The 20,477-nt window shown below is 54.7% G+C and carries 19 protein-coding genes; all 19 read right to left on the reverse strand.

All coding sequences use genetic code 11. The features are described 5' to 3' along the window. Positions 1–148 precede the first annotated feature (148 nt). The 19 genes from MLE43_RS07935 to MLE43_RS08020 all read right to left on the reverse strand — a co-directional run bounded on the left by MLE43_RS07935 (position 149) and on the right by MLE43_RS08020 (position 20,460). Positions 149–493, reverse strand: a complete 345-nt coding sequence (locus MLE43_RS07935; protein ID WP_243303081.1) for a cupin domain-containing protein — start codon at positions 491–493, stop codon at positions 149–151. Between the two features lie 77 nt (positions 494–570). Beyond that, positions 571–1,053, reverse strand: a complete 483-nt coding sequence (locus MLE43_RS07940) for a DUF4304 domain-containing protein (RefSeq protein WP_243303083.1) — start codon at positions 1,051–1,053, stop codon at positions 571–573. Positions 1,054–1,184: 131 nt separating this feature from the next. Continuing rightward, a complete protein-coding gene (locus MLE43_RS07945) occupies positions 1,185–1,931 on the reverse strand; it encodes an SAM-dependent methyltransferase (RefSeq protein WP_243303085.1) in 747 nt (248 codons plus the stop codon). Positions 1,932–2,090: 159 nt separating this feature from the next. Then, the gene (locus tag MLE43_RS07950; protein ID WP_243303086.1) at positions 2,091–2,522 is read right to left on the reverse strand and encodes a hypothetical protein; all 432 of its coding nucleotides are present in this window, start codon (positions 2,520–2,522) and stop codon (positions 2,091–2,093) included. A 682-nt stretch (positions 2,523–3,204) separates the two neighbouring features. Beyond that, positions 3,205–4,932 (reverse strand): hypothetical protein, encoded by a 1,728-nt coding sequence (locus tag MLE43_RS07955; RefSeq protein WP_243303088.1) that lies wholly within the window; start codon positions 4,930–4,932, stop codon positions 3,205–3,207. Between the two features lie 845 nt (positions 4,933–5,777). After that, entirely contained in the window at positions 5,778–6,119 is a 342-nt protein-coding gene (locus MLE43_RS07960; protein ID WP_243303090.1) for a YciI family protein, read from the reverse strand. A gap of 211 nt (positions 6,120–6,330) precedes the next feature. Continuing rightward, the gene (locus tag MLE43_RS07965) at positions 6,331–6,939 is read right to left on the reverse strand and encodes a hypothetical protein (RefSeq protein ID WP_243303092.1); all 609 of its coding nucleotides are present in this window, start codon (positions 6,937–6,939) and stop codon (positions 6,331–6,333) included. A 222-nt stretch (positions 6,940–7,161) separates the two neighbouring features. Then, positions 7,162–8,016 (reverse strand): alpha/beta fold hydrolase, encoded by an 855-nt coding sequence (locus tag MLE43_RS07970; RefSeq protein WP_243303093.1) that lies wholly within the window; start codon positions 8,014–8,016, stop codon positions 7,162–7,164. 183 nt (positions 8,017–8,199) lie between these two features. Beyond that, entirely contained in the window at positions 8,200–8,628 is a 429-nt protein-coding gene (locus tag MLE43_RS07975; RefSeq protein WP_243303094.1) for a DUF1801 domain-containing protein, read from the reverse strand. A gap of 748 nt (positions 8,629–9,376) precedes the next feature. Beyond that, positions 9,377–9,784 (reverse strand): ester cyclase, encoded by a 408-nt coding sequence (locus tag MLE43_RS07980; RefSeq protein ID WP_243303095.1) that lies wholly within the window; start codon positions 9,782–9,784, stop codon positions 9,377–9,379. A gap of 192 nt (positions 9,785–9,976) precedes the next feature. Further along, positions 9,977–10,402: a VOC family protein gene (locus MLE43_RS07985; RefSeq protein ID WP_243303096.1), complete on the reverse strand. Its 426-nt coding sequence runs from the start codon at positions 10,400–10,402 to the stop codon at positions 9,977–9,979. Positions 10,403–11,269: 867 nt separating this feature from the next. After that, complete coding sequence (locus MLE43_RS07990; RefSeq protein WP_243303097.1) at positions 11,270–11,650, reverse strand: hypothetical protein; 381 nt, start codon at positions 11,648–11,650, stop codon at positions 11,270–11,272. A 168-nt stretch (positions 11,651–11,818) separates the two neighbouring features. After that, positions 11,819–12,409 carry a DUF6624 domain-containing protein gene (locus MLE43_RS07995; protein WP_243303098.1) on the reverse strand — a complete coding sequence of 197 codons (591 nt, stop codon included), beginning with the start codon at positions 12,407–12,409 and terminating at the stop codon, positions 11,819–11,821. Positions 12,410–12,528: 119 nt separating this feature from the next. After that, positions 12,529–12,936: a DUF1398 family protein gene (locus tag MLE43_RS08000; protein WP_243303100.1), complete on the reverse strand. Its 408-nt coding sequence runs from the start codon at positions 12,934–12,936 to the stop codon at positions 12,529–12,531. A gap of 1,273 nt (positions 12,937–14,209) precedes the next feature. Continuing rightward, entirely contained in the window at positions 14,210–14,665 is a 456-nt protein-coding gene (locus tag MLE43_RS08005) for a GNAT family N-acetyltransferase (protein ID WP_243303102.1), read from the reverse strand. 594 nt (positions 14,666–15,259) lie between these two features. Further along, positions 15,260–15,676, reverse strand: coding sequence for a hypothetical protein (locus MLE43_RS08010; protein WP_243303104.1), 417 nt, complete (start codon positions 15,674–15,676; stop codon positions 15,260–15,262). Positions 15,677–15,836: 160 nt separating this feature from the next. Continuing rightward, positions 15,837–16,238 carry a hypothetical protein gene (locus MLE43_RS08015; RefSeq protein WP_243303106.1) on the reverse strand — a complete coding sequence of 134 codons (402 nt, stop codon included), beginning with the start codon at positions 16,236–16,238 and terminating at the stop codon, positions 15,837–15,839. Positions 16,239–18,383: 2,145 nt separating this feature from the next. Next, positions 18,384–18,779: a DUF6869 domain-containing protein gene (locus MLE43_RS15095; RefSeq protein WP_420843172.1), complete on the reverse strand. Its 396-nt coding sequence runs from the start codon at positions 18,777–18,779 to the stop codon at positions 18,384–18,386. Positions 18,780–20,004: 1,225 nt separating this feature from the next. Beyond that, positions 20,005–20,460: a GNAT family N-acetyltransferase gene (locus MLE43_RS08020; RefSeq protein ID WP_243303102.1), complete on the reverse strand. Its 456-nt coding sequence runs from the start codon at positions 20,458–20,460 to the stop codon at positions 20,005–20,007. Positions 20,461–20,477 lie beyond the last annotated feature (17 nt).

Consider the following 20,477-nt stretch of genomic DNA (forward strand, 5'->3'; position numbering starts at 1 on the left):
AAGAAGATGAGATGGGGGAGCGTCAGAACTGGGAACAGCGTGCGTTGAGAGAACCTGGCTGCGGAAGCCGCCCACCGGGCCCGATTGCACCGAAGCGCTGGACGCGGCCCAGGGTCGGGCCCGACCGTATGGGAGGTTGGGTCGCACCTTACGCCTGCCTGACTATATCCACTGAGATCTCCACGGCCGGAACCGTGCCCCGGTTCTCGAGCCAGTGGATGGTGTTCCGGTCCTCGGGCCAGCCCACCCCCGGCCCATAGTCCGTCGCGACCCCATGGCGATGATCCGTGATCGTTCCTTGCAGGATGTAGACGGTGCCTGGCCGGTCGATGTGGTCGTGAACCGGGCCGAAGACGCCTCCAGGCTCGATGGTCACCCTCCGCATCCGGAGTTGGCGCCCGGCCATGCCCTCGATCTCAGGGCCTAGATCCACCGTTGCCAGCAGCGTCACGGTGACGCCCTTCGTCTCAGGTGCCGCTTGTTCGTCGCTCATCGTGTCCTCCTTTCTTGGATTCCTGGGGGCTAGGGAAGGAAGCTAAGCGGCCATGCTTGGGTTGAGTTGAGCGGAGTTTAGGCGTCATGGCCGATGCCATGCACATGAGGACCTTGGACCCTTGTCGCCCACCAGGTTTCGACTTCAGCGAATGAGGCGGTGACCCGGTGTGCGACCTCTTCGGGACGGTATTCGCGGGAAAGCGAAATGAATTGCTCCCACAACGGCCGACGAAGCTGAAACCAGCAACCCATCGTTCCGCCTCTTCTCCGCTGAAGGCGCAGCCTCGGTTGGCAGTCGCACAGGTCTATATGTTGCGGAGCGATAGGTTCGTGCTGCCGAACCAGTCCGTTGGCGGGTGCTTCTCCAAAGTTCAGCACGAAGCGTGGCCCACCGTACTTGTCCCATTGGATATCAAAAACGTGCACTTTGTCGCCCTGGTGCCTTCGGAAGGTGGTGAACCACGGCTGGTTGGATGTGTCGAGGATGAACCCGCGCGCCTCGACATAGGGGTAGAAGACAGCCTTCAGTGCAGAGCGGAGCGCGGTGGTTCGACCCATGGGATGACGCCTAATGAACAGAGTTGACCGGCGTGGCCGAAGCGCCGCGGTAAGAGGAGACGGGGATTCCATGACGTTGGTGGGAGAAGCGGCTCACAGAGGCGACGTCCGGGTTGAAAGATCGGTCAGGCTCAGCGCGGCATCAGCGCGAATGCACCCCAGCCCAGGTACTCACGCGTGTAGGCGGCGTAGCGCTCGGGTTCCGAGGTCAGCTTTGCTCGGACTTCCTTCGCGAACTCGTCATCCGGATTGGCTTCAAGCCATCGGCGCATGGTGAGCCATTTGGCCGCCTCGTATCTGTCCCAGCCGTCTTGGTCGGCCAGAACCATTTCAACGACGTCGTAGCCAAGGTGGCCGAACGACGCGAGAAGGTCTGGGAGCAGGAGAAACTCGGAGATGGAGTTGGCAAGACACCCCTTGGCAACAGCTTCCGTCGGCGGCAGCTGCCGCCAGTAGGGCTCGCCGATGAGGATGATCCCTCCGGCGCGCAGGCTCCGCGCCAGGAGCCCGATGGTGCCGGCGACCCCCCCGGCGATCCAGGTGGCACCAACACAGGCGGCCACACCCACCTTCTCATCAGAGACATAACCGGCAGCATCGCCATGGATGAACTTGACTTGACTGGCGACGCCAAGTTCTTCAGCCCGGAGTTTGGCTTGCTCGGTGAACAACTTGCTCATGTCGATGCCGAAGCCGATGATGCCGTGATCGCGTGCCCAGGTGCAAAGCATCTCCCCCGAACCGCTGCCGAGGTCGAGCACCTGAGTTCCCGATTCCAGACGCAGCGCGACGCCGAGAGCGGCCAGCTTTTCTGGTGTGAACGGGTTATGGATGCGGTGAGCACTTTCGGTGATGTTGAAGATCCTTGGAATGTCCATCCCGGGAACCCTCCCCATGGGTGTGAGCAGACACGGTCATGGCCTACCGAATGAAGCTAAGCGGCCACGCCGGCGCTGAGGCGCTGAACGGAGCCGAGGAAGCGAGAAGCTGAGAGAGAGCGGAAGACAATGCCGGTGGGGTCTGAGTTGAGCTAAGGGTTAGGCTGATCCGAAATGATCGTTGGGTTGGCTGGTCTGATGAAGCAATCTCAACGCCTGTTTCACATTCGATCTGATGACACGGTCAACCTGGATGCCTAGAAAAATGATTAATACTATAGACAAACCTAGAATAGGAGCATCAAGTTTAAATGCAGCAATAAGGGCAACCGCTGCAATGAGGATTGCCGGGAATAGGGGGATTTTGTGATTCACTCTGTTTTCAAGGAAGGATTCGATTTGAAGGTAATCATAATCAGGTGAGCCGAAATATTGTACATCTTGCGGAAGCTGGCTCCAAATAAAATGCATATTTTGAATGGTTTCACAACCAATGTGGTGCTCTCCAAGAGAAAGCAGGGCCTGCTCATCCCCTTCAAGTCGATAGCGCGAATAATCGATCCACGGATCGTAATCTTTCTTGGTCGGCATTTAGAAATCCGAGAGAAGCCTAACGAATGAAGCTAACCGGCCGCGCCTGCACCGAGATGCTGAACGGAGCCGAGGAAGCGACAAGAAGAGAAGGGATAGAAGGCAATGCAGGTTGGGTCCGAGTTGAGCTGAGGGTTAGACCGCTTCATTGGATGGGCTTCATGTTGGACTTGGTGAGGCCTAGGCCTTGCCAAAATTCTTTCGGATAGGAGAGAGTTGGTTGAGCGATCCATCCGCGAGTTACGTTCAGTTCGTACCCACTTTCGAGTTTCTTATATTCAACAGAATTTAATGCGATTGTATCCCACTCACCCATGAACCTTAGATCTTTGAGGCTTCCAGGGTAGGTTCCATATCGAATCTTGTGCAGTTCAATTAGGGAAATGGCTGTCTTGAAGTGTTGATCGCCAAACTTGGTATCAGCCTCCTTTTGGAAGTCGCATCCGAGAACCAGAGAGATGACGAAGCAGGCGACTAGGGCACGGGGGATGTTCATAGAGGTAGGTGGCCTAACGAATGGAGCCAACCGGCCCCGCCGCACCGAAGCGACGAGCGGAGCCGAGGAAGCGGGAGGATGAGAGAGAGCAGGAGGCAATGCAGGCGGGGTCCGAGTTGAGCGCAAGGTCAGACCCCTCGGGTGAGAACCTGGTGTTGAAGTGCCGCGGCGCCTTGAATCCCCGGATCATTTCCCTTGGGCAAAGGGTCCTTTGATGAGGCAGATGGGACCTAGACCACCTCCCAACGCCAAGGTTGATGGCCCGCAACGGATGATTCGATTGGGCAAGAATCCAGGCGTGTTCGGAACACTGATGAGGGGAATGCTCGTCGTTGAGAAGGATGAATACCGGGTGAGGTCGTAGGAGTGAATGGCCAAACCGGACGTACCACTTGGTAAGGAGGGATGTAGGTCAAGGAAGAAACCAAGCCCCAGAATTGGATCTGGAGCCATGCCGCCCCAGCCCGTTCCGCATGTCCCGACCGTATTGTGGGTAGAGGGGTCTAGCACTTGCCCGTTGCCGACATAGATTTTTCCCGTGGACGAAACATAGTGGATATCGTGGCTGCCCGAGGAAAGAACCCCAGCTGCATCTGATTGCACGCTCGGGCCGCCTGAATTGACACTCAGGGTCAGGTATTCCCCAAGTGATGGCCAATCTTCCGCAACATAAAGGGTCGAGGCATCTGGACTCCACTGCAGGTATGAGAATGGAAGGCCGTCTATTGAAGCAAGAACTGAAGAGCCTCTCTGCATGGTGTCATCGAAAATCATGACGCCCGCGTTGCGGCCCCCAGGAGCTGCCATCGCTATAGCAAGGGTATGGGGAGCTCCCGGGGCAACACTCATGGCAGAGACGGTGTTGGTGCTGAAAGGAATATTGAATGTGGCATCAAGCGTCAAGGCGGGAAGGATGTATCGCTGAAGAGCGCAGAACACCCCGGGCTGGTTCACATAAGTGAACGCATAGAGAAAACTAGAATCCTCTGATATGGCGAGGAAGAAAGGGCCAGTCACAGGAGGATTGATGCCACCACCGGTGGAAACCGTCTTGATCACCTGACCGCTATTAGGGTCGATCGCGGCGATGGTATTCGGGAAGATGTTGTTGGACCCGTACTGAAGGATGTTTGGAACAGCGGCGTAGATTACCTGGTTCAACCCATCCCAGACTAAGTCCGATGCAGGGATGTTAATGAAGGTGGCCTGGGAATTTCCAATCGTGAACGGGATGGGATTTGACGTCGCCAGGTCTGCACCGCTCACCGTGATTTGAGCGGTCCCGACAGCGGCGAGGGCCGTGGCTGGAATCGCGGCTGTGAGGGTGGTGGCTGAAACATAAATGGTTGGCATGGGGATACCGTTCCATTGGATCTGGGCATCAGGAGGAAAACCACTGCCCATGATCGTCAACGTGAAAGCTGGGCCACCGACATATGCCGAGGCGGGACTCAACATGGTGATTTGAGGTGGAGGGAGAAGTACCTTGTAGGTCGAGTTGATGGTCTGGGGGCTGTTAGCGATCTGATTGGTGCCGGCCTGGTCGGTCGCGGCGATGACCGAAATGGTGTCGCTGTAGGTGCCGACGGCAAGTGTGCTGGCACTCTTGTAATTGATCGTGATCACCACCGTGTTGTTGCTTGCCGCCAGTGCCGAAATACTGTCGATCCCATTACTGGTGAAATTCCCTCCCACATAGATCCCGCCGGATGGTATGGCTCCTGAAATGGTGAGATTGACGGTGGCAGTGACCAGGTAGGGGTCCTGAGCGTAGGAAGATGTCGTGATCGCGTGGGTGGAAAGCGACATGCCGAGTGGTGGAGGAGTCACCTGGGTCGAGCCACCACCACCGCCACCACAGGAAATGAACAGCGCAAGTGAGATTACACAACTCAGTTTCTGCAAGATGGACATGGTGATCCTTCTGGTCAGCAGTGTGTCGATCCGTGGGTCAATCAAATGGTGCACCACGAAAACCCGAGAGGTATGAGACCGCCAGGACTCAGGTTGAGGTGCCTAACGAATGAAGCTGACCGGCCCCGCCTGTACCGAGGCGACGAGCGGAGCCGAGGAAGCGGGAGGCTGAGAGAGAGCGAAAGAGAATGCAGGCGGGGTCTGAGTTGAGCTAGGGGTTAGGCCGAAGCTTGCGGGCCATCTTTTGAACAATAAGGATGAAAATATAGTACCAGAACGTAAAGAAGAGCATGTGAAGAGTGAAACCTGGATGCTGGAAATAGAGGTCGTTGATATAAAACCCTGATGGCGCTGAATTATTATTAATTGCAGTTGTACCCTTGGAGAATCGAGGCGGATTAGGCAAATCTAGCGCGTGAGGAACATAGTAGAAGTTATCTGTAAATTTATTAAATTATAATAAAGGTTTGGCGGTAAAGAATACCGGATAAGCTAGGCACCTAGCTGCACCTTTTATTACTGCATCACCTGGAAACGAGGACCAAGATTTAAGTGCAGTGGCATAAACAAAAAAAGACAGTATGGAACATCGCAGGAGCAGTAACAGGTGAGAGAGGAGCAAAGCACCTGGCTTACTAGCTATGCGAATAGTCAGAAGAGGATGAATTTCCAGCTTCATGGGAGACGAGCCTTCGAAAGAGGCCTAACGAATGAGGCTAACCGGATCTGCCTGCGTCGAGGCGATGAGCGGAGCCGAGGAAGCGGGAAGCTGAGAGAGAGCGAAAGAGAATGCAGGCGGGGTCCGAGTTGAACTGAGGGTTAGGCCGATATACATTAATGCCCCATTAGGACTGCGGGTCAAAACCGAAGACGCGCAGCTCTTGGTCACAGCGGCAGGCCTTTGCGATGCGTGCGGCCCACACGACAGCCTCCTCGCGCGAGGGCAAGTCGAGGACAGTAAACCCACCATCGAGCCTGGGCGCCCACGGGTAGCCCCCCATGGCGACCGAGCCATCGGCAGAAATAAGCACTGGTGGGACGCTTTCGTCGATGCCGCCACCGAAGATATAGACGCCAGCAGCCTTCGCCTCTTCAATCACTGCGTGCGCATCGCGGCCTACAGCCTCTAACTCACTGTGGGGAACCACCATCGCAGCACCGGGGAAGGAGATCAGGTATTTGGCCATGGTGCTCCACGCCTGGGTCGATGATGGTTTCGAATGTTGTGAGAGGCCTAAGGAACGGAGTTAACCGGCCCTGCCTGCACCGAGGCGCTGAGCGGAGCCGAGAAAGCGAGAAGCTGAGAGAGAGCGGAAGGCAATGCAGGCGGGGTCCGACTTGAGCGTAGGGTTAGGTGCGTGGACAGAGGATGGAGCGAGACTATATGCGGGTTTTGTTTCAGAATCGAATACCGGCATAGGCCCCCATTTGAGACTTTGGCGCGAGGGATTTGACTGGTTGAGGGCCATCGCTTGTAGAGGAAAGTGCTGCTGCGAGTTCTAGCCCAACGAAAGGTTTAATAACTGGGGTTGAGAAAGCCATGCCAATGTTGGCCCGGATCCATGGACGGGCGTAGGAAACATTGTTCGAGGCCAGGCTTTGTTTCTCGAAACGCATTTCCATGCCCACGCCCACGGCGGCTACTGCCTTGAAGTTGACCATCACGCCCACAGAAGTGTGAGAGACCTGATAGTCAAGAGGACCAGAGTCAGTAGGGGCCTGACCTGGAACCGAAGTGCCTTGGGTGATGATTCGGGCGGTGGTGGTGACGGATGGCTGGTAGCCGACCATTAGCTGGAGCATGGCAGGCCCAAGATCTATTACCGAATAGCCAAGACGTGCAGCATAGACAGTCTTCTTGGCGCATGATCCATTCGTCGTCAAACCAGGCATTGAATTTGAGAAGGAGTTGTAGGACTGGCTGCCTGCAAATACGCCCAATTCCCAGGTCTGTGCCGAGAGGGGAGCCAGAAGGAACAAAGGCAAGACAACGGTGCTGATCTTCATGAGTATTTCCTAAATGGGGTGGGTAGGAACGACGGAGAGCACCTAACGAATGAAGCTAACCGGCCCCGCCTGCACCGAGGCGATGAGCGGAGCCGAGGAAGCGAGGAATTGACAGAGAGCGGATGCCAAGACAGGCGGGGTCCGAGTTGAGCTGAGGGTCAGGCTGCGAGATGGAATCTAGGTGAATATCTGGACTAAGTGGTTTGAGGTACGGGGCTTCTCTTATGGCTTTGGTTGCTTGGCGTCGAAAAAGTCGTTCACCATCGGAATGATGATGGACATGCGCTGCATCAGCGTCACGTGCGTCGTGGCGGGCAAGATGGCCATTCGCGAGGCGGGGAGCGGCTTGATGTCGCCGTGGATCCCGCCGCCTTTCAGGCGAAACATTTCCGCGACGTGCTCGAGCCGTACACCATCCGAGTCGCCGTGGATGAAGAACATCGGCGCTGTGGTGGCCTTCAGTTGGTCGTCGTAAATGTCGTGCCCTTTCGAATCCATGGCGAGGAGCCGCTTGACGAACTTCGGGAAATCCTCCGGATTCGGATTCAGCCTCTTGTACTCGGCTTCAATGGGCGAGCCTTTGAAGGCGTCCGCGGTGAGTGTCGCGAGCGCGTCCTGCCCTTCCTTGACCACGCCGTCCCGGCGGAGCATCGACGAGATGACGACAACCCTTCGCACTTTGTCTGGATGACGAATCGCACACTGCATGGCCACGCCGCCGCCCATGCTGTACCCGAGGAGGTCCGCGCGTGGGATTTTCAGGTAATCGAGCAGCGCCGCCACATCGTCGGCGAGGTTCTCAGAGGTGATGTCGCGTGGGATGTCCGCCGTGCGCCCATGGCCTTGCATTTCGACGGCGATCACTTTCCGCGTTTTGGAGAGCTCGTCGACCCACCCGGTCCAGTTGTTGGTGATCGTCATGAACGCGCCGTGGAGCAGGACCACCGGATCGCCGCTCCCGTGGATCTCGTAGTACATCTTGAGTCCGTTCACCGGGGCGTAACCCGTCGTGGGTCGATGCTGCGCCACTAAGGCAGCTGGCAGAAGCATCGTCAGGAGAAAAGCCGTCGTCTTCATGCTGGACCTTCCCTTTTGGTGGGGTTGAACACGCCGCGCAGCCTAACGAATGAGGCTAACCGGACCCGCCTGCGCCGAGGCGATGAGCGGAGTCGAGGAAGCAAGAAGTTGAGAGAGAGCGGAAGGCAATGCAGGCGGGGTCCGAGTTGAGCTAGGGGTTAGGCCGCAGGTTACAGGGGTGGGCTATTTTGCAGCCAGTCGCTGGTTTTCTGCGACAGCAGCTTGGATTAAGAGCTTGAAAGCCTCAGCATTCAGAGACTCGCCTTCTTTAATATCAATAGCTCTTCGTGTGCCACCCTCCAAGCTGGCATTGAAGAGGTGATGAGGATCATCAAGGAATGCCCCACGTGCAAAGGTTAATTTGACAGCGAGCTTGTAGGACTCTCCCGTGCAGATGATTCCGGCATAAGACCAAGTGGGTACACCCAATGGATTAACGGGCTTGATCCACTTGCAATCTTCCTCGACTTTCGGGACTGCTTCATGAATGAGGCGACGAACCTCGGTCAATGTTTCCGCGCGCCAGCCGCCAACGGACAGGATATTTTCGTCCACCTTGAAAGATGTTAAGGAGTGGTTCTCTGACTTGTAGTTCTTAGATTTTGGAGCCATAAGACATTCTCCAACTACATATGATGCCTAACGAATGAAGCTAACCGGCCCCGCCTGTACCGAGGCGCTGAGCGGAGTCGAGGAAGCGGAATGCTGAGAGAGAACGGAGGGCAATGCAGGCGGGATCCGAGTTGAACTAAGGGTTAGGCCGCTCATGGTTCTCGCCGATAAATGCCTGTGCCATTACATGTTTTACAACTGATCACAACTTTAAGACTTCCGTGGCATTTCTTGCACGGAAGATTTATAGAACCACTGCCAGAGCATTTGGCACAGGCAGAGGAGAATGCCTTTTGGGTTTTGAGGCCCCTGCAGCGGGGGCATTTCGTACCATCACGGAGTATGCCTTTAGCGTCGCAGCGAGAACACGGACCTGATTCTTGTGAATAGGTGCCTGTCCCAGAACATTTTCGACAACTCAGCACCACTGCGCCTTTTCCGCTGCAAATATCGCAATCCGCGGATAGCTCGCCAGTGCCTTCACATCTGAGACATTGGACGCCGAGGCCAGCAGGAGAAAAACTCTTGGTTGAACGTTTGGGATTATTCATACCTGACGAATTATTCAATTCCTCTCCCGGCAATAGGGCCAATGGCATTGAAACGAGGCCTAACGAATGAGGCTAACCGGCCCCGCCTGCACCGAGGCGATGAGCGGAGCCGAGGAAGCGAGAAGTTGAGAGAGAGCGAAAGGCAATGCAGGCGGGGTCCGAGTTGAACTGAGGGTTAGACGCCACGAGAACGACAATCAAGTTTTTGAAATTTGGGCAATGGCTCCATAGATATCGGCACTTCCCCAGTGCTCAATGTATTTGCCACCCTTCACATGCACGATGTCGGTCACTTGAATGGAGATTCGCTTGCCGGTCTTGGCATGACCAAAGAATGGTCCAGAATGCGTGCCTTCAATGGTTTTTCGAGTAGCAACCTTGTCATTTTCTTCAAGTTGATCATGGATCAAAACCTTGATATCTGTGAAAGCCTGGTGGAGGACATTGGTGAAGAACGCTGCAAATCCATCTGATCCCTTGGAAACCCCAGGAGGCGCAGAATGGTTAATGAATTCCGGTGAGACGAGATCAGAAAACGCAGCCATATCAAGGTTCTCGATGACTTCGTGATTGAACCGCCTGACGACTGACTTGTTCTGGCTCATATAGATGCTCCGATTGGGTGACGGCTAACGAATGAAGCTAAGCGGCCACGCCTGCACCGAGACGATGAGCGGAGCCGAGATAGCGAAATGTTGAGAGAGAGCGTAAGGCAATGCAGGCGGGGTCCGAGTTGAGCTAGGGGTTAGGCCCCGCCATTTCTTGCGATAGTTTATATTTTCATGCCAATCGAATACTCAAACCCCATGTTTTTTCTCGCCCTGAAAGAACCAATGGACGCCATATTTGTCGGCGAGATGTCCATAGCTGCCAAACGGCAAATCACGCAGATCGTCTAGGAGTGCTTGATCTGCCCCTGCGGAAAGCTTGTCGAAGATCGCTCTCAGTTCGCTGTACCGTCCGCCATTGATGTACATGCAGACCATATTGCCTTGTCTTGGTGCCCGAGTAGGATGCATCCAGTCGGTGGCCGTAAATTCGATGTCACCGCTTATTAAGTGAGCATTGATAATTTTTTGTGCGTGCTCTGGCGGAACTTGGTCCTTCATGGAAGTGTCGCTGACCTTCATCAAGGTCAACTCCCCGCCAAGACAAGTTTGGTAGAACGTCATCGCCTCGGCGCAATCGCCGTCGAACAGTAAGAAGGGCGTGAGGTTTATCATGCTTGCCCCTTGCGGGTTGCGGGTCGTAATCAGGGCCTAACGAATGAAGCTAACCGGCCCCGCCTGCACCGAGGCGATGAGCGAAGCCGAGGAAGAGGGATGAAGAGAAAGAGCGAAAGGCAATGCAGGCGGGGTCCGAGTTGAGCTAAGGGTTAGGCGTTGGGGACTAATTAGGAATTGGTTGCGGTGGAATTTGTAAGACCACCGATTGTTTGCTGCACTTTACAGAAATGGTAGAGGGGTTAATGAATTTGACAACGTACAAGAACGCAAATTCCTGGCAACCAACAGGTGTGGGTCTATATCGAAGCCTTGCTTTTCCTGAGTACATCTCTGAGACGAGGATTTCATCCTCTGGGCTTACGTGGGCCACCAGTTTGGATTCAGGGTTGCTAGCCAAAGTGAACTGAAATTCTGGAGATAAGGCCTTGGCTTCAGTGTCGTAGAAACGTTCGTACCAGCAAGGGCTACCGCAGTGAACGCGTATCGAGAGGATTGTTTTGCTTAGCCATTTGAAACTAGGCACATGATTGCTGCCTGTTTTGAACAAGGGTGTTTGGCCCTTGGGCGATGATATGGAGACGACACCGTCGCCGCAGTCAGTTCCCTTGTAGGTCGCAGTGTAGAGATGGCCTGGTGAAGGTAGTCGCCTCACGATCTTCTGTTCCTGATCCTGCCCATACAGAGCGCCAACAATAGCGCTTTGAAATGCCAGGGTGAATAGAAACCGTTGCATGAAACGCCTAACGAATGAAGCTAACCGGCCCCGCCTGCACCGAGGCGACGAACGAAGTCGAGATAGGGAAATGTTGAGAGAGAACGGAAGGCAATGCGGGCGGGGTCCGAGTTGAGCGCGGGGTTAGGCCGCTAATTGTCGAATTCGTATTTGTCTTTGAAGTGTTGCATGTCTGATTTGTAATTTCGCCTGTGCAGATAACCAAATAGCACAGTGAATACACCAATCAATACACCGGATATTGTCAATTGTTTGCGCATTGCCTGTTGGGCATCTTTCCTTGCCTGTTCACGATAAGCAGAAAGGGTCCCACACCACTCATATGAGAGGCCAAATCCTGCATTACTGATAAAGGGGTTTTTCAGATCTGGAACGCTTGGTGCGTAGTTGTCTAACGACACCGTGAATGCTCTGGGTGTAGGTGGCTTGATGGAGATGAGAATAAGTAGAGGAAGCAGAAGCGCGACGAGGCTAGTGGTTGAGATGAAGCGCAGTATGCTCGTGGTTCTCATCTGCAAATCCCTGGAATTGGAATGAGGTTACTCCATTACGACTAGGAGTGCTGGGCGGCCTAACGAATGAAGCTAACCGGACCCGCCTGCGCCGAGGCGCTGAACGAAGCCGAGGAAGCGAGATGTTGAGAGAGAGCGGAAGGCAATGCAGGCGGGGTCCGAGTTGAGCTAGGGGTTAGGCGCGTCCTTGGTGGGTTTTCGATAATCAATGCCAAACCCCCTTAAGTAATCAGCTAGTGGCCCGAGCCCCATCTTTGCACGGCGCTCATCAACATTAGCTTCTTCTGCAATCGGTTCAACCTGAATCCCCTTAATTCCCTTCTTTTCTATGAGCTGTGTTCCGTATAGCTGCTTCTTGCCCTCACCCACTAACACTCGGTCTTCAAGTAATGCGAGCCATTTGAGCTTTGACTCACCGCTTCTCGCGGCTGTGCGGAAAATGGGGAGATATTGCTTCTGTAAATCCAAACTGGCATGTTGCAAAACGAGGAATGCCGCAAGAGCAGCTTTTTCGCCAACCATACTTAGCTTCGGCCATCCAGACTGATTGATGATTTCGACCAACCGCCTCCGATTGTTTTCATCAATCAGGTTTTGTTTTTTTAAGACCTCAAATGCTTCAGGAGAAAACGGGCCCGATTTCCTTTGAATCTCGATTAGGGCCTGTCGGCCTTTTTGATCGGACTCCAACATCGCTTCAAGTTCTGTGCGAATAGAATCCTGGTGAGGTTGCAGAATTGCTGGGGGAATCAGGATCACAGTGACTCCGGAATCGCGCCTAACGAAAGAAGCTAACCGGCCCTATTGCTGCGGAACCTGGCTGCTGAGTTGTTTGAGGACACTAGCGCGCAGCGATAGGGTCCGAGTTGAGCGGAGGGTTAGGCATCGCTGGGCTTGGCGCCGGGAAACCATTCGGTATGTTGGTCGCCCTGACGACCGAAATAGGTCACACGCTGCCCTCGGAGGAAGGCAAAGTACCCTTGGACTCCTGCGGCGACAGTTCGCTTACTAAAATCCCGAAACTTCTGGCCGTGCTGCTGACTATCGACAATGGCCGCTCGTAGCGAAGCCTTGTCAAAGTCTTCTGCGATGGCAGGAAGGTCTTCGAAAGAAAGTGGAGCCTGTACCACAGCACCTTCAGCGCTATAGAAAGTAAATAGCCTAGAGGCATAGTCCACATAGTAATACTCCACCCCATTGCCGATAAGACTCGCCACGATCTCAGGGAATGGCATTGAGCCTGTGAGAGTGGCTTGGGCAGCTTTGAGGACCTTGTTCGCATCCACGACCTGACCTCCATGATGAACAATGTTGGGGCGACGCCTAACGAGTGAAGCTAACCGGCCCCGCCTGCACCGAGGCGATGAGCGGAGCCGAGGAAGCGGGACCAAGAGAAAGAGCGGAAGGCAATGCAGGCGGGGTCCGAGTTGAGCGGAGGGTTAGGCGTGCCCGGCCTGAACCCTTAATCAAGTTCATCGAATCTCGTTAGAACGAAGACCAGCTCGGATTTTAGAGCACCCGGAACCACCAGGAACGCTAGGAAGTCATGGTTCGGTTTCAAGTATTGCTTCACTTCAGGGATTAAAGAATCTTGGATTGGAATCCACACCTTGGTGCCCTTGTAGGTAACCAGTATTTCCTGATGGTACATGGCAAAAAACCGAACAACATTTGGCAAGGCCTTCCATGATGTTTGGAGTCCCGTTAGTAGTTCGGCCTTCCGGCCAGCAATTGGGCGTATCTCGCCTAGATATGTTAGTTGGGTCTGGTATTTGTGGATTTCCGTGCACACATTAAGGTCTGATGCAGGATCAGCACACGGTTTCCTCTCGATGAGGATCTGATCAAATGACCTTAGAAGATATGCCGCTGCATCTACCTGGGCAGGTAGGGTCGTGCACACCAGAGAAAGAAGGAAAGTGAAAAGCGATTGAGCGCTCATGACAACCATCCAACACGAAGGTGGGAACGCCTAACGAATGAAGCTAACCGGCCCCGCCTGCGTCGAGGCGATGAGCGGAGCCGAGGAAGCAAAAAGCTGAGAGAGAGCGGAAGGCAATGCAGGCGGGGTCCGAGTTGAGCGGAGGGTTAGGCCGAGCCCTAAGCAATAGCACCCCGAACACGCGCTGTGCTTGGATTTGAGCCTGCTTGAGCGAGAGCGAAGGTTCATGCCGACGACCCCAAAGGAGAACACCGGAGTTATCGCGTGAGAATAAAGGCCGAGACGCTGAAGTGACCTCGATGATGGCAGAAATCCATGGGCTGAAGGTTGATGAGTAAGCGATAACCCCATTCTTGAGGAGTTGGGATTCATGTGTATTTGAGAATGATGGCAAGCAGGCAGATGAGGACGACTGCGATAAGCAGCCCGATAATCATCGCCAAATGCCCTCGCCGTTTGCCCTCTTTGTAATCTCGATAGTTCCAGAAGGTCACAGGAGGCCTAACGAATGAAGCTAACCGGCCCCGCCTGCACCGAGGCGATGAACGGAGCCGAGGAAGCGAGAAGCTGAGAGAGAGCGGAAGACAATGCAGGCGGGGTCCGAGTTGAGCTAGGGGTTAGGGCGCAACGAGCGATAACAAATGTGTATAGCTCTCGAGTCGAGAAATCGATTGGAATCCTTGTCGCTCATAGAATTGCGAGGCAATCGGGTTATCGGTTCGGAGGCTCAAGAGGGTGAAGTGAATGCGTGCAGTTTCCACCACTGCATGAATAAGCTGCTGACCGACACCCAAGCGTCGAAATTCCTTGCGAACATATAGCCGGCGCACACGACCCACGCCGGCCTGAGAGGAGTATGGATCACGGCTCAACCCGCAAATCCCAACTAGCTGGCCCTGTATTCTGGCAGTGAAGAAAGCTTCGCCGGGTTGATTGAATTGATTGCGCATTGAATGCCATTCATCCCGTAAGCGAGCAACAAACCCAAATCCCTCTGCTTCGCTTTCCATGACAAGCTCATCCAACTCAGAATCGGGAAGGGTAGTTACTCGCGCAATTTGGATAGCATTCATGGATGCACCCTAACGAACCAGGCTAACCGGACCCGCCTGCGCCGAGGCGCTGAACGGAGCCGAGGAAGCAGGGAGTTGAGAGAGAGAGGGGGACAATGCAGGCGGGGTCCGAGTTGAGCCGAGGGTTAGGCGTGTGGCTGAATGCACATGCTAATTGTGACTAACCACGCGCAGGCGATAGATCACCTTTTGAGATCGAATAATGCAATATCCCGTCTGCATGTCGCCATCATATGTCCAAAGCTCATCACCTGGTCGGATCAAGGCCTTAAACTCGAGCCACTCTTTGTGCATAAGCCCGAAAATGATGGGTGTGGAACTCCGCCCTGGAATTATCGCCATATTGTCGTTCTCTGCCTGCTGCACAGAGGTTCGGACGCGAAGCCACTCCTTCGGGTAATCACCAATGGGCCATGGCGCCTTGCAAGCCATGACCAGTGGAAGAATGAGTAACAAAGCGCGACGCAATTTACACCGCCTAACGAATGAAGCTAAGCGGCCACGCCTGCACCGAGGCGACGAGCGGAGCCGAGATAGCGAAATGTTGAGAGAGAGCGGAAGACAATGCAGGCGGGGTCCGACTTGAGCGAGAGGTTAGGCGTCTGCATTTGAATCGCCAACCTGGCTTGAAGTGTGGAATGCCATGGTGATGATTGACGGAAAAATAAAGCCCTTGAGATAGGAGAGCGGATGCCTACCCAGGGTGAAATCGACGGGCAGGTTCCCGAAGTGCGCCCAATAGTGCGTTGCAATAAGCCCGGTGATACCGGCCCACATTCCACACAACGCCCAACGTTTACCGACGACGACGAGCAACAAACTGAGAGTAATTATTACTCGAAGGGCCGATTGCACGTATTCGAATGTCGTATGCGTGCTGGTTCTAGCGCCTAGATACAGATCACACAGGGTAAAGATGTGGTAGCAGATCAGCAGCCCGGCGAGAACAAAGATGATCAGGCGCCGGAATAACAGAAATCGGCTCGTCTGCATTCCAGGCAGTGTGGTCACCTCGGCCCTCCTTTCTACAGACGCCTAACGAATGAAGCTAACCGGACCCGCCTGAACCGAGGCGCTGAGCGGAGCCGAGGAAGCTGGAAGCTGAGAGAGAGCGGAAGGTAATGCAGGCGGGGTCCAAGTTGAGCGGAGGGTTAGGTGCGCGATGGGCAGTTTAGCCTTCTGGATCTGGCCGACTATCTTCAGCCTCTTTGTCAGAGACAAGACGATGAATAGGAAGTTCAATCCAACCGTCTTTGAACAGCAGGCCAATATTCCAGAGGAAGCAGGAACAGTCGCCTTCAATATTGGCGGGCTTCCAAAGTTCGAGAATGGTCGGCCCGACTTTGATCTTTGCTTTGGCCAGAATCTCCGCCTGCTGCTTCTTTGTTAGCTTGAGTTTCATCCCCGGTTCGAAGTGCTTACGAAGAATGGTCATTTGTGATTGTGTGAGTTGGATCTCAATCACTGGTTCATCTGCAAGCCGGCCGTCCTTGAATTTGAAGCCGTCAGCAAACAGACCAACGGCTGACGAAAGGAGGAAGCAGGTCGCGAGTCGGAGCAAACGGTGTTTCACGTAGCACCTAACGAATGAGGCTAACCGGCCCCGCCTGCACCGAGGCGCTGAACGGAGCCGAGGAAGACGGAAGTTGAGAGAGAGCGGTAGACAATGCAGGCGGGGTCCGAGTTGAGCTAGGGGTTAGGCTGCCGGTGATGCTTGCTTTGGTTTTTGTAACTCCTTGAATTCAAGGGCGACACCAAAGAGTTGTGTTGTATGAGTATTTTCGCGAGTGAGCTTATCAGATTTGATTAACAGTCGATCTGAGGATACCCACTGAAGTTCGGCAATCGGGGACTCGGAATCCTGTACGACCGAAAAGGCCAAGCCTGTTTGATTTTGGCCAGCAAGGAACCTGACCTCTGAGCCCTTTGGAGCGAGCTGGACCTCTTGCCATACGACCGCACCACCGAAGCCGGAACCACCAATGACTCTGACAAGCCTTGCTTCCAGGTGGTCATCAGGTGAAGTGGACCTAGTGAGTACCTGTATTTCTGGAGTATTTTGCTGCCCGAAGGTAGCCCTGAAAAATCTATCGATTGCATAGTAAGCGCCAGTGAAGACCACAAGGCAAATGACAGTGAAGATCCCAACCCACCTGAGAAGAGGGCGCGATCGCTTCGATGGTGCGGCTGCGGGCGAATCTATTTCTGGGGTCATTGAGCAGCCTAACGAATGAAGCTAACCGGCCACGCCTGCGCCGAGGCGAAGAGCGGAGCCGAGGAAGCGGAAAGATGAGAGAGAACGGAAGGCAGTGCAGGCGGGGTCCGAGTTGAGCGAGAGGTTAGGCACCCCACGAAACTGAAGCCCACCCGAGTTGCAGAGAAGCCTGGATGAGAACGGGCGAAGGGAATGACGCCCGAGCGATGAAAACCGCTTGATGCGACGAGCCCAAAGGCAAAGAGCTGAGGCGGATTGCGCCAAAGGCGGAGCGAATTGAGGAACGGCGGAGCCAGGATGCCACGGGAGGCCGCCGGATTCACCAGATGGACCGGCAGGAGAGCGGTGCTGGTGTGCGGCGGCGCAAGCCTGCCATTCATGGGCAGCCGAAACGGCCAGGCCTGAGAGATTCACGACTGGCGAAGCCAGAGCGCTGAACCCGAAACCCGAATGAGAAGGAGCAGGCGCGGAAGACGAAGGGAAGACCCCGAGTGTGCCTAACGAATGGAGCTAACCGGCCCCGCCTGCACCGAGGCGACGAGCGGAGTCGAGGTAGCGAGATGTTGAGAGAGAGGGCGGAAGGCAATGCAGGCAGGGTCCGAGTTGAGCTGAGGGTTAGGCCGACGGGATAGACTTGTTTCTGCCGATCAGACGGAAGTAGGTGGAAAGATATTTGTACGCAAATAGAATGCATGGACCAAGAGCCATCAAGTAATTGGGCTTAGGTTTCACCGCATAAGAATAGAAGCAATATAGGCCGGCTGACAGAAAGAGCAGTCCGAAAGTTAGAGCCCAAGCCGGGAGAATGGTGCCAGGCGCGAGTGCCTGGCAATTCGGGCACCATTCGGCTTTCGTTGGGAGTTGCGTATCGCACTTGAGGCATGTGCGCTTCATAAGAGGCCTAACGAATGAAGCTAACCGGACCCGCCTGCACCGAGGCGACGAGCGGAGCCGAGGAAGCGAGAAGCTGAGAGAGAGCGGAAGACAATGCAGGCGGGGTCCGAGTTGAGCGGAGGGTTAGGTAGGCCGGTCACTGCCAAAGTGCAGTTGAGAGGACTTTGTTAGAGGCGATATCAAAGGTTACATCACGGCATTTGCCACCAGGATTGCCAACGAGAGCCGGATTCCTGTTTTCCGGGGTGAAAGCACTCTGATGCCAAAGATGGAAAATGAGAGTGCCATTTATCGGTCCCTCAACTACGGCATGGAATTCTGACGGATTCTCACCATGTTGCTGAATGGAAGCAGCCACAGCCTTTGCTCCGGGTTGAAATTCCTTTGGGAATGCAGCTACCTGAGCAAGTGTCGAGGCTTTCTCAGGGGTAGATGAACAGCCAGTGAGTGCCGAGACCGCGATAACTAGACAGGCAATTCGCGAGCGCATGTTGGGCTACCTAACGAATGAAGCTAACCGGACCCGCCTGCACCGAGGCACTGAGCGGAGCCGAGGAAGCGGGAAGCTGAGAGGGAGCGGAAGGCAATGCAGGCGGGGTCCGAGTTGAGCTAGGGGTTAGGCCGACGAGATTGGGGGACTGTTGTTGAAGCTGCCTGAATGCGTTGCCATAGATCGTTTGGCATTGAGCCTTGCCAGACACCAGAAAGCAAATTCCGGAATGCAGGGCTAGCTAAGGCTTGTTGTTCGACTTGATTAATTATGGCTAGGCCGTGATGAGTCAGAAGATCTTCGAGCGGACCTGCTGCCAGGCGAGAGGCACGGGAAGGGGTAAGCTCGCGGTTGCTGGCCTCGACGATGAACGACCAACCTGAATCGGGTGAAGTTCGCATCATTTCAAAGACAATGTCGAAAGCGCTAGTGAAGGACTCAGAATCCTCTGGATCGAAGGGCTGATCTGGTCGTTGAAGCCAAGCATCTACCAGTTGTGCCATCTCAGAGTGCATGGGAGGCCTAACGAATGAAGCTAACCGGCCCCGCCTGCACCGAGGCGACGAGCGGAGCCGAGGAAGCGAGATGTTGAGAGAGAGCGGAAGGCAATGCAGGCGGGGTCCGAGTTGAGCGGAGGGTTAGGGCGAACGGGCATGGCATGATTAGCCGCAACAGATAGGAGTTGGTGTGCCGCTTGGAGTTTTGGCCATTGTAGTGGCTTGGGTGGGCATGGCGCTCGGCTTTGGCCTGTGGATGCTGCTATGGCCGAAGCACTATTGGAAGACCTGGAAGAACTACTTGAAGCATGGTGACCCGTTTGAAGGGGTATTCCCGGGGAGAACCGAATACCTGAAGGCTTATGTGCATCGCCCGAATGCAGACCGAAGGGCGAGAATTCTAGGTGCAGCGTTTGTTACTGCCGGGCTGGGAGTTCTTGCCCTCTTTGTGTTTGGAGGCCTGCCGTTGAGGTGAGCCCTAACTAAATTTGGACGGCGAGGACGAAGATGTTCGTAATCCGCCTAATCCGGTTTGAGAAGGATGTAATTGCTGATTTTACCTTGGAGCTATTGACCGGGGCAATTTGAATGGGCAGACCAAAAAATCACGGATGAAGCGGGTGTTGGAGCAACTGGAGCCTATCAATTCGATGCAGGCCTAAAATTTAGAGCGTACTCCGCTGGTTGGGCGGCCTAACGAATGAAGCTAACCGGACCCGCCTGCACCGAGGCACTGAGCGGAGCCGAGGAAGCGAGAAGTTGAGAGAGAGCAGAAGGCAAGGCAGGCGGGGTCCGAGTTGAGCTAAGGGTTAGGCCGAGGCTGACTCAGAAGGAGCTTGCCAGGCCCAAAGGAAAAGAAGGACCGATGTGATAACGGGTGAAGCGAGGGTAAGGATTGCGACCCACGAAGGCTTTGCAAGCTTGGTGAAGAGTTTCCAATACAGGGTGGTGAGATAGGTCCAGGAACTCACCCAAATAAGGATGAAGACGACGAGAAGCCACGTGTTCGGGTAATCGAGGATTCGGAGAACATTGGCCCCGACCACGCCTACGATTGCGCTGAGTAGGCCCGCTGCCACTTGAATCCATTCAGATGTTGAAGGTCTGCTGGGGGGCATCTTCGAGGCCTAACGAATGAAGCTAACCGGCCCCGCCTGCACCGAGGCGATGAACGGAGCCGAGGAAGCGAGAAGCTGAGAGAGAGCGGAAGACAATGCAGGCGGGGTCCGAGTTGAGCTAGGGGTTAGGGCGCAACGAGCGATAACAAATGTGTATAGCTCTCGAGTCGAGAAATCGATTGGAATCCTTGTCGCTCATAGAATTGCGAGGCAATCGGGTTATCGGTTCGGAGGCTCAAGAGGGTGAAGTGAATGCGTGCAGTTTCCACCACTGCATGAATAAGCTGCTGACCGACACCCAAGCGTCGAAATTCCTTGCGAACATATAGCCGGCGCACACGACCCACGCCGGCCTGAGAGGAGTATGGATCACGGCTCAACCCGCAAATCCCAACTAGCTGGCCCTGTATTCTGGCAGTGAAGAAAGCTTCGCCGGGTTGATTGAATTGATTGCGCATTGAATGCCATTCATCCCGTAAGCGAGCAACAAACCCAAATCCCTCTGCTTCGCTTTCCATGACAAGCTCATCCAACTCAGAATCGGGAAGGGTAGTTACTCGCGCAATTTGGATAGCATTCATGGATGCACCCTAACGAA

The organism is Geothrix oryzisoli, assembly GCF_022808865.1.
GTDB lineage: Bacteria > Acidobacteriota > Holophagae > Holophagales > Holophagaceae > Geothrix > Geothrix oryzisoli.

What these genes read in the sequence shown, in the direction of transcription:
- MLE43_RS07935 (WP_243303081.1), bottom strand. Translation starts at nt 493, where the DNA reads ATGAGCGACGAACAAGCGGCACCTGAGACGAAGGGCGTCACCGTGACG.
- MLE43_RS07940 (WP_243303083.1), bottom strand. Translation starts at nt 1,053, where the DNA reads ATGGGTCGAACCACCGCGCTCCGCTCTGCACTGAAGGCTGTCTTCTAC.
- MLE43_RS07945 (WP_243303085.1), bottom strand. Translation starts at nt 1,931, where the DNA reads ATGGACATTCCAAGGATCTTCAACATCACCGAAAGTGCTCACCGCATC.
- MLE43_RS07950 (WP_243303086.1), bottom strand. Translation starts at nt 2,522, where the DNA reads ATGCCGACCAAGAAAGATTACGATCCGTGGATCGATTATTCGCGCTAT.
- MLE43_RS07955 (WP_243303088.1), bottom strand. Translation starts at nt 4,932, where the DNA reads ATGTCCATCTTGCAGAAACTGAGTTGTGTAATCTCACTTGCGCTGTTC.
- MLE43_RS07960 (WP_243303090.1), bottom strand. Translation starts at nt 6,119, where the DNA reads ATGGCCAAATACCTGATCTCCTTCCCCGGTGCTGCGATGGTGGTTCCC.
- MLE43_RS07965 (WP_243303092.1), bottom strand. Translation starts at nt 6,939, where the DNA reads ATGAAGATCAGCACCGTTGTCTTGCCTTTGTTCCTTCTGGCTCCCCTC.
- MLE43_RS07970 (WP_243303093.1), bottom strand. Translation starts at nt 8,016, where the DNA reads ATGAAGACGACGGCTTTTCTCCTGACGATGCTTCTGCCAGCTGCCTTA.
- MLE43_RS07975 (WP_243303094.1), bottom strand. Translation starts at nt 8,628, where the DNA reads ATGGCTCCAAAATCTAAGAACTACAAGTCAGAGAACCACTCCTTAACA.
- MLE43_RS07980 (WP_243303095.1), bottom strand. Translation starts at nt 9,784, where the DNA reads ATGAGCCAGAACAAGTCAGTCGTCAGGCGGTTCAATCACGAAGTCATC.
- MLE43_RS07985 (WP_243303096.1), bottom strand. Translation starts at nt 10,402, where the DNA reads ATGATAAACCTCACGCCCTTCTTACTGTTCGACGGCGATTGCGCCGAG.
- MLE43_RS07990 (WP_243303097.1), bottom strand. Translation starts at nt 11,650, where the DNA reads ATGAGAACCACGAGCATACTGCGCTTCATCTCAACCACTAGCCTCGTC.
- MLE43_RS08005 (WP_243303102.1), bottom strand. Translation starts at nt 14,665, where the DNA reads ATGAATGCTATCCAAATTGCGCGAGTAACTACCCTTCCCGATTCTGAG.
- MLE43_RS15095 (WP_420843172.1), bottom strand. Translation starts at nt 18,779, where the DNA reads ATGCACTCTGAGATGGCACAACTGGTAGATGCTTGGCTTCAACGACCA.
- MLE43_RS08020 (WP_243303102.1), bottom strand. Translation starts at nt 20,460, where the DNA reads ATGAATGCTATCCAAATTGCGCGAGTAACTACCCTTCCCGATTCTGAG.